The organism is Solirhodobacter olei (genome assembly GCF_004010155.1).
In the GTDB taxonomy this organism is placed as follows: Bacteria; Pseudomonadota; Alphaproteobacteria; order Rhodobacterales; family Rhodobacteraceae; genus Solirhodobacter; species Solirhodobacter olei.
The window spans coordinates 202,668-209,594 of sequence record NZ_RRYH01000015.1 but is presented as its reverse complement, the minus strand read 5'-3'; the positions used below and the strand labels follow the sequence as shown (position 1 = coordinate 209,594).

The 6,927-nt window shown below is 68.5% G+C and carries 5 protein-coding genes and 1 pseudogene; 2 read left to right on the top strand and 4 right to left on the bottom strand.

The features are described 5' to 3' along the window. Positions 1 to 14: 14 nt before the first annotated feature. From EIP85_RS12740 to EIP85_RS12725, 4 genes and pseudogenes are all read right to left on the bottom strand, one after another. The gene (locus EIP85_RS12740) at positions 15 to 686 is read right to left on the bottom strand and encodes a glutathione S-transferase (protein ID WP_127902560.1); all 672 of its coding nucleotides are present in this window, start codon (positions 684 to 686) and stop codon (positions 15 to 17) included. Between the two features lie 544 nt (positions 687 to 1,230). Next, positions 1,231 to 1,539: pseudogene (locus EIP85_RS23575) on the bottom strand (transposase); the annotation flags it as partial. 158 nt (positions 1,540 to 1,697) lie between these two features. After that, positions 1,698 to 2,147 (bottom strand): Arm DNA-binding domain-containing protein, encoded by a 450-nt coding sequence (locus EIP85_RS12730; RefSeq protein ID WP_206615530.1) that lies wholly within the window; start codon positions 2,145 to 2,147, stop codon positions 1,698 to 1,700. Between the two features lie 353 nt (positions 2,148 to 2,500). Beyond that, entirely contained in the window at positions 2,501 to 3,916 is a 1,416-nt protein-coding gene (locus EIP85_RS12725; RefSeq protein WP_164871722.1) for a cytochrome P450, read from the bottom strand. 678 nt (positions 3,917 to 4,594) lie between these two features. On the opposite strand from EIP85_RS12725, the gene EIP85_RS12720 reads away from it, so the two are divergent. Together EIP85_RS12720 and EIP85_RS12715 are read left to right on the top strand one after the other, a co-directional pair. Further along, entirely contained in the window at positions 4,595 to 5,722 is a 1,128-nt protein-coding gene (locus tag EIP85_RS12720; RefSeq protein WP_127902558.1) for a 3-hydroxyacyl-CoA dehydrogenase, read from the top strand. Next, on the top strand, positions 5,719 to 6,897 hold the full coding sequence (locus EIP85_RS12715) for an acetyl-CoA C-acyltransferase (RefSeq protein WP_127902557.1): 1,179 nt from the start codon (positions 5,719 to 5,721) through the stop codon (positions 6,895 to 6,897). Before EIP85_RS12720 ends, EIP85_RS12715 begins: the two co-directional genes overlap by 4 nt. Positions 6,898 to 6,927 lie beyond the last annotated feature (30 nt).

The following is a 6,927-nucleotide window of genomic DNA, read 5'->3' as shown; positions in this document are numbered from 1 at the left end:
GGGAGATGCCTTCGTCAGTCCCCGCCAGCGAGCATGGCCCGAAGCGAGGCCTCGATCTGGCCGCCGCAGTAGCCCGCACCCTGCCGATCCCAGCCCGCCCGCATCGTCGCGATCCCGGGCAGGGCTGCGACGGCGTCTACGAGGGTCTCCACTCTCGGCGCATTGGCCGAGAGCAGGGGGCGCAGGCCCGGCAGGCGATCTACCATCGTGTGCCAGAGGGCTGCGAGCGTCAGTTCCGCCAACCCCGGCTTCTCCGCGTCGAACCGGCCCCTGGCAGCCAGCGCCTCGTGCAGCGGCATCCATCGCGGCAGCCGTGTGTCCGTGAAGGCTTCCCACGCGGGCCGATCCCACATCTGGTCGCCATGGTGCCGGGTGATCTCCAGCAGGATGTCGGCGGCATCCGACACCAGCCGCAGCGCCTCGTCCGGATCGCCTGCCAGCCCATGCTTGCGGCCGAGATACATGACGATCGCGGGCATCTGGCTGAGCCAGCGATCTGCTCTGAGGTCATGAAGCAGGGGCGGCGCCATGAAGGGATAGGGCTGATCCGCCGGGGTCGCATCTTTCAATGCCAGCAGTGCCTCCGCCCCCGGCTCCTCCCATTCGGCGCCGACATGCGCCAGAACGTAACGCACGAAGTGACCCCGGAACGGGATCGGCCAGTAGTAGAGCGTATAGTCAGGCATCCTGCCTCTCAGGGTCTGCTCCGGTCGCTGCGGCGCGGGTCTCATAAGGGTAACGTCGTGAAAATCATCATGCGGCAGCGAGGGAAGGTCAATTGCCTCGGGCCGAAACCGCGGGGATATGCCGCTCTTCGGGGTGTCCAGATTTGCGTCCGGTGGGGGCGGTGCGACATGTCGGGGGCCGAACCATATCCGCCGAGGTAAGCCTTCGTAGGGTCAGGACTTCCGTAACGGGGACGTCCCGGTCAAGCCATTTCGCACATAAGGCACCGGCCGCTGAGGTGCGGCTTTCGCATCAGCTTAGTTTGAGCCGTCGTTCTGTGGCCGCTGCCTTCGTCTGAGATCGCCCCGGGTACATGCTTCGGTCCGTGGTCAGCGCAATGGCTGCCAACATGATGCTGGTGCAAATGCAATTCCGACGTGCCCATCTCATAGGCGTGCTCGACCTGGATCGGCGACAGTCCTGACCACGGCATCATCGGAACCGCGTCCCTAGGGGACCTCGAAGGCCTGCGTTCAGACAGGCAACGGTTGGGAGCTCACCTCGTTAGGCCACATGAGACACCGCGATGTCCGACCGGAAGTCGGTGTCATTGACCCATATCCGGTGCAGGATGACGCTGATGCGGCGCGCCAGGGCGACCATGGCGCGCCTCCCGCCGCGGCGGCGAGCGACCTGTGCAGCCCATGTTCTCAGCCACGTCGCTCGCCCCCGGTTCATCATGACCGTCGCGGCCTGACACAAGGCTCGGCGCAGGTTGACGTCTCCTGCCTTGGTGATGCCGCCCGAGACATCGCGTTCACCGGATTGGTTCCGCGACGGCGTCAGGCCGACCCAGGGCCCTGCGCTCCCGCTTCATCCTCACCATGGCCGCAAACAACCTTGCCCGGCTGCCGAGGCTATTGGCCGCGTGACATTGAAAACTGGCTTCAGGCACGCATGACTTCGGTGTCGGTGGACCCGATAGTGAACGTCGATCATCAATGCGACGGGAAACCGTTCGGGATCGCCAACTATTTCAGCACCCTGCCGTCGAGCTTGCCAGAGGACAGATAATCGTCCACGGCCTTCTCGAAGGTCAGCGCTGCTTTGTGCTCGGCGATCGCTGCGGCGCGGGCAGCCCGGCGTTCCGCGATGGGGTCGGCGCCACCAGAGATCGCCGCTTTCATCTGTCGTGCCTTCTCGCGGGCATCGGCGAGCGGGACGTCGGGATAGTCTCCGAGCCTGACATCTCGACGGCGGCCTCCTATGGTAGTGCGTAGGGTCCATGACCGGCCGGACCTTTTGTTGACGTCGAGGTAGAGGCCGGCGACGCCTCCTACGGCGTGGAACCCCGCTGACGTCAAACGCTTGACTTCGATAGCACTGAGTTCCTTGGCCTTCTTTGGCATCTGTTCCCAACTTCTTTCCCAACATCCTGCAAGCCGTTGGATACCGTTGGCTGTTGTCGCCTGGAAGAACATGCTCGCAGTTTCTTCATAGTTTCATTACCTTAGGTAGAAGATTTCCGTGTGCCGCGATCCAATACTATGACGGACAGCGGGACACCCCATCCGCCAGCGCGCTATCGCGTCGGGCCGGGATATTTGGCGCTTTGGCCGTGCCAGGACGCCAGGCCCGAGGCCGGCTATCGGCGACCGGCTTTCAACAATCCGGGAGAGCCCGCGGCGGTCACGGCCGATCTCCGGGCCAATGGTTCTCGATCGAATGCCCGGCACTGTCGCCCGCGCCGGGATCGGCGCCGCGGGCGTCGATCATCGCAGTGGCGGCATCTCCGCGCGAGGCTGCGCGACCCGTCGGACCCTCCCCGCGCCGCCTACTCCCCCACCGGCACGGCGGGCTCCTGCCGCAGATCCGGCGCGGCGCCCTGCACACGGGGTTTGAAGGCGATCGGCACCCCGCCCTGGGGAATGATCGTGGCGGAGGGGTAGAGCTTGATCGGCGCGGTGCCCCGCCACTCGACGCTGCCGCGCTGCAGGATCGTGGCGAGCGAAAGCGTCGTCTCGATCATCGAGAGGCTGTTGCCGACGCAGATCCTGGGCCCGCCGCCGAAGGGCAGGAAGGCACAGCGCGGGATCCTCTGGGCGAGGCCGTCGAGCCATCGGTCGGGGCGGAACGTCTCCGGATCCTCGTAATGGCGGGCGTCACGGTGGATCACCCAGGGCGCGATCAGGATCTGCGTGCCCTTGGGGCAGTGGTAGCCCTGGATCTCGCAATCCTCGATCGCTTCGCGGCCGAACATCCAGGCGGCGGGATAGACCCGCATCGACTCGAGGATGACCGCGTTCGTCAGCTTCAGACGCGCGATGTCCTCGGAGGTGGCGTCGCGCTCGCCCAGAACCTCGTCGATCTCGGCGATGACCCGGGCCTGGATCTCGGGGTGCTGGGTCAGGAGGTAGAAGGTGAAGGTCAGCGTCAGCGCCGTGGTCTCGTGCCCGGCGATGAGCACGCTGAACATGTCGTCGCGGATCTGCTTCGGCGTCAGCGGCCGGCCCTGCTGGTCCTTCGCGGTCAGCAGGGTGGAGAGGTAGTCGTTCCGCCCCTCGGTGCCGACCCGCTTGCGCTCGGCCACGATCCGGCCGACCACGCCGTCGATATCCGCGATCGCCCTGAGGTAGCGCCGGTTGGAGGGCAGGGGCAGCCAGTCCGGGATCAGCACCGGGCGGCGGAAGCGATAGGACATCTCGTGCAGGAGCCGGCGCAGCGCGTGCTCCATGATCTTCACCTCGGATTCCGTGTCGGCGTCGAACACGGTCCCGGTGAGGGTGCGCAGCATCAGGTTCATCATTGGCGGGTGCACGTCGAAGGTCGCATCGCCTTTCCAGCGGTCGACCTCCTTCTTCGCCAGGGAAACGATCCTGCCGTCATAGGCCTGCACCCGACGGGGCGTGAAGGGGGGCGCGGCGATGCGGCGCTGGTGCTGCCAGAGGGAGCCTTCGCAAGCCAGCACGCCGGTGCCGAAGACCGCGGTCAGCTGGCGCCAGATGAGGGGGGTCTTGATGAACTTCTGGTGATCGCTGACCAGGACCTGCTCCACCGCAGCGGTGTCGCTGACGAGCCAGGTGCGGTAACCGGCGAGGTTCATCTCGACCATGTCGCCGTAATCCCGCGTGACCGCGATCGGATAGCCGAGCTGGTCGCCGGCGAAGGCAGGCATATGGCCCAGGAAGGGCAGGCCGCCGCGCGGCCGGGGCGGGTACCTGTGGGGCGGGGGGGCCCGTCTCCGGCTCATCTTCATGCCTTTCGGTCTTGTTGTGCTTCGGGGCCTGTGGTCCGGCCACGAGGGTGACGAGGCGGGCCGCGCGGCGGAAATGGGCCGAAATCTGTCTTTATCCTTACGATGGAGGCTTCGATTCGGTCGAGACCGAAACCAACCCTTGGCGGCATCTCGTCGAGAAATGCCACCTGGAGTATTGTAATGTGCTGGCGGCCCCGGCACATCGGCCCGCCCGCAGGCCTTTGTCGGTAGGCGCATTTCAGGCTAGGCTGACCGGGATGAAGGAGTTCACCTCCCATTGGATAAGGCTCTCCTCGCCATCGTCCGGTGCGGTCGCGGATGACGTCTTTGCCTATGGGGCTCTCGCCTTACTCGTGCTGTTCGGGCTTGCCTTCCTCTTTCGGCCGCGCCGCAGGCGCCGCCCTTGTCGCTGGCAGCGCACCAAGGGCCGCTCGGGCGGAAGCCTCGCGGCATACCGCTGCCGCGTCTGCGGGGTAGAGGCCTTTTCGACCACGGGCCAACCGCCCGCGGACTGCAAGCGCGACCTGCACGCGCCGCCGCTTTGAACCAGCCCCGACTGGTCCCTTTGAACCCCCGTTTTCGCGCTATGCAGAAGGTAAAGATTCATTTCAAGCTTGAAGTACCGCCTCGTCTGCGCCAGTTTCCCAGGGGAGCGGAAGAGGGGAGACGGGCATGGCCGAACCTGTGATCGGCGTCGTGGGGCTGGGGGCGATGGGCCTCGGAATCGCGCAGGTCTTCGCCTCGGCCGGCTGCCGGGTGCTGGGGACGGACCTCTCGGAGGAGAGCCGCGCCACCGCCGCCTCCCGCATCGCCGCATCGCTCGACCGGCGGGTGGGGGACGGCAAGCTCACCCGCGAGGCACGGGACACGACGCTCGCGCGGTTGGAGGTGGTGGAGCGGCCCGAGGCGATGGCCCCGGCGGATCTCGTCATCGAGGCGATCGTCGAGGCGATGGAGCCCAAGGCCGCGCTCTTCGGCCAGCTCGACGCCGTGCTTGCGCCGGAGGCGGTGCTTGCGACCAACACCTCTTCGCTCTCCGTCGGCGCGCTGGCGCGGGCAACGGCACGGCCGGAGCGGGTGCTGGGCCTTCATTTCTTCAACCCCGCTCCGGCGATGAAGCTGGTGGAACTGGTCGCCCATCCCGCAACCGCCACCGCCGCGCTGGCCCGCGCCAGGGCGCTGACCGAGGGCGCCGGCAAGACCGTCATCGCCTGCGCCGACCGCCCCGGCTTCATCGTCAATCGCTGCGCCCGGCCTTTCTACGGCGAGGCGCTGGCGCTGCTGGAGGACGGCCACCGCGCCGCCGAGATCGATGCCGCGATGCTGGCCGCCGGCTACCGGATGGGCCCGTTCTCGCTGATCGACCTGATCGGTGCGGATATCAACCTCGCCGCCACGCGGGGCCTTGCCGAGGCGATGGGGAACCACCCCCGCTACCACGTCTTCGCAAGCCTCGAGCGGCAGGTGGAGGCCGGCGATCTCGGCCGCAAGACCGGGCGCGGCTTTCTCTTCCCCGATCCGCCCGGCCCGCCGCCCGAAGACGCCGAGGCCATCGCGCTCCGCATCGAGGCGACACTCGCCAACGAGGCGGCAAGCCTTCTGGGCGAGGGCGGGGTGAGCGAGGCGGATATCGACACCGCCCTGCGCCTCGGGCTCAATTTCCCGCGTGGCCCCTTCGCCGCCGCCCGTGCCCGCGGCCTGCCGCGTGTCCGCGCCACGCTCGCCGCGCTGGAGGCCGCCGCCCCGGCAGAGCTGAAGGGCCGCTATCAGATCACCCCGGCGCTGGAGGCGCTCGCATGACCGAAGTTTTCCTCTGCGCAGGCAAGCGCACCCCTATCGGCCGCTACGGCGGCGCGCTATCGGCCGTGCGCCCGGACGATCTCGCCGCCCATGTGATCGACGCGGTTCTGGATGGGCGCAACCTGCCGGTCGACGAGGTGATCCTCGGCTGCGCCAACCAGGCCGGCGAGGACAACCGCAACGTCGCCCGCATGGCGGTGCTGCTCTCGTGCCTGCCAGAGACCGTGCCGGCGCTGACCGTCAACCGTCTCTGCGCCTCCGGCCTCGACGCGGTGATCCTCGGCGCGCGGGCCATCGCCACCGGCGCGGCGGAGCTGGTGATCGCCGGCGGAGTGGAGAGCATGAGCCGCGCGCCCTTCGTCATGGCCAAGGCCGAGAGCGCCTTCGACCGCCGCGCCGAGATCCACGACACGACCATCGGCTGGCGCTTCGTCCACAAGCGGATCGCGGCGGAATTCGGGATCGAGTCGATGCCCGAAACGGCCGAGAATGTCGCCGCCGAGCGGGCCGTCTCGCGCGCCGATCAGGACGCCTTCGCGCTGCGCAGCCAAGCGCGCTACGATGCCGCCTGGCACGCGCGGGACATTGCCCCCGTCACGATCCCGCAGCGCCGGGGCGAGGCGGTCACCGTGTCGGCGGACGAGCATCCCCGCGCGACCAGCCTGGAAAGACTCGCGGCGCTCAAGGCCCCCTTCCGCGCGGGCGGGACGGTGACGGCGGGCAACGCCTCCGGCGTCAATGACGGGGCGGCGGCGCTGCTGCTGGCCTCCGGCGCGGCGGTGGCGCGGCACGGGCTGACGCCGCTCGCCCGGATCGGCGCCTCGGCCAGCGCGGGGCTCGCGCCGCGTGTGATGGGGCTGGGGCCCGTCGCGGCGCTGGAGCGGCTTCAGGCCCGCAACGGCCTTGCCCCTGCCGACTATGACGTGATCGAGCTGAACGAGGCTTTCGCGGCACAGGCGCTGGCCTGCCTGCGCGCCTGGGGCCTGCCGGATGACGCGGCGCAGGTGAACCCGCATGGGGGCGCGATCGCGCTGGGCCATCCCCTCGGCATGTCCGGCGCCCGGATCGCGCTGGCCGCCGCGCGCGCGCTGGCCGAGGGCGGCGGCAAGGCCGCGCTAGCCACGCTCTGCGTCGGTGTGGGGCAGGGCGTGGCGCTGGCGCTGCACCGGGTATAAGGGCGAAACAGGCGGGGCCCCGGCCCCGCG

Bases quoted from the DNA above. Each gene is read 5' to 3' on its own strand.
- EIP85_RS12740 (WP_127902560.1), bottom strand. From the start codon at position 686: ATGCCTGACTATACGCTCTACTACTGGCCGATCCCGTTCCGGGGTCAC.
- EIP85_RS12730 (WP_206615530.1), bottom strand. From the start codon at position 2,147: ATGTTCTTCCAGGCGACAACAGCCAACGGTATCCAACGGCTTGCAGGA.
- EIP85_RS12725 (WP_164871722.1), bottom strand. From the start codon at position 3,916: ATGAGCCGGAGACGGGCCCCCCCGCCCCACAGGTACCCGCCCCGGCCG.
- EIP85_RS12720 (WP_127902558.1), top strand. From the start codon at position 4,595: ATGGCCGAACCTGTGATCGGCGTCGTGGGGCTGGGGGCGATGGGCCTC.
- EIP85_RS12715 (WP_127902557.1), top strand. From the start codon at position 5,719: ATGACCGAAGTTTTCCTCTGCGCAGGCAAGCGCACCCCTATCGGCCGC.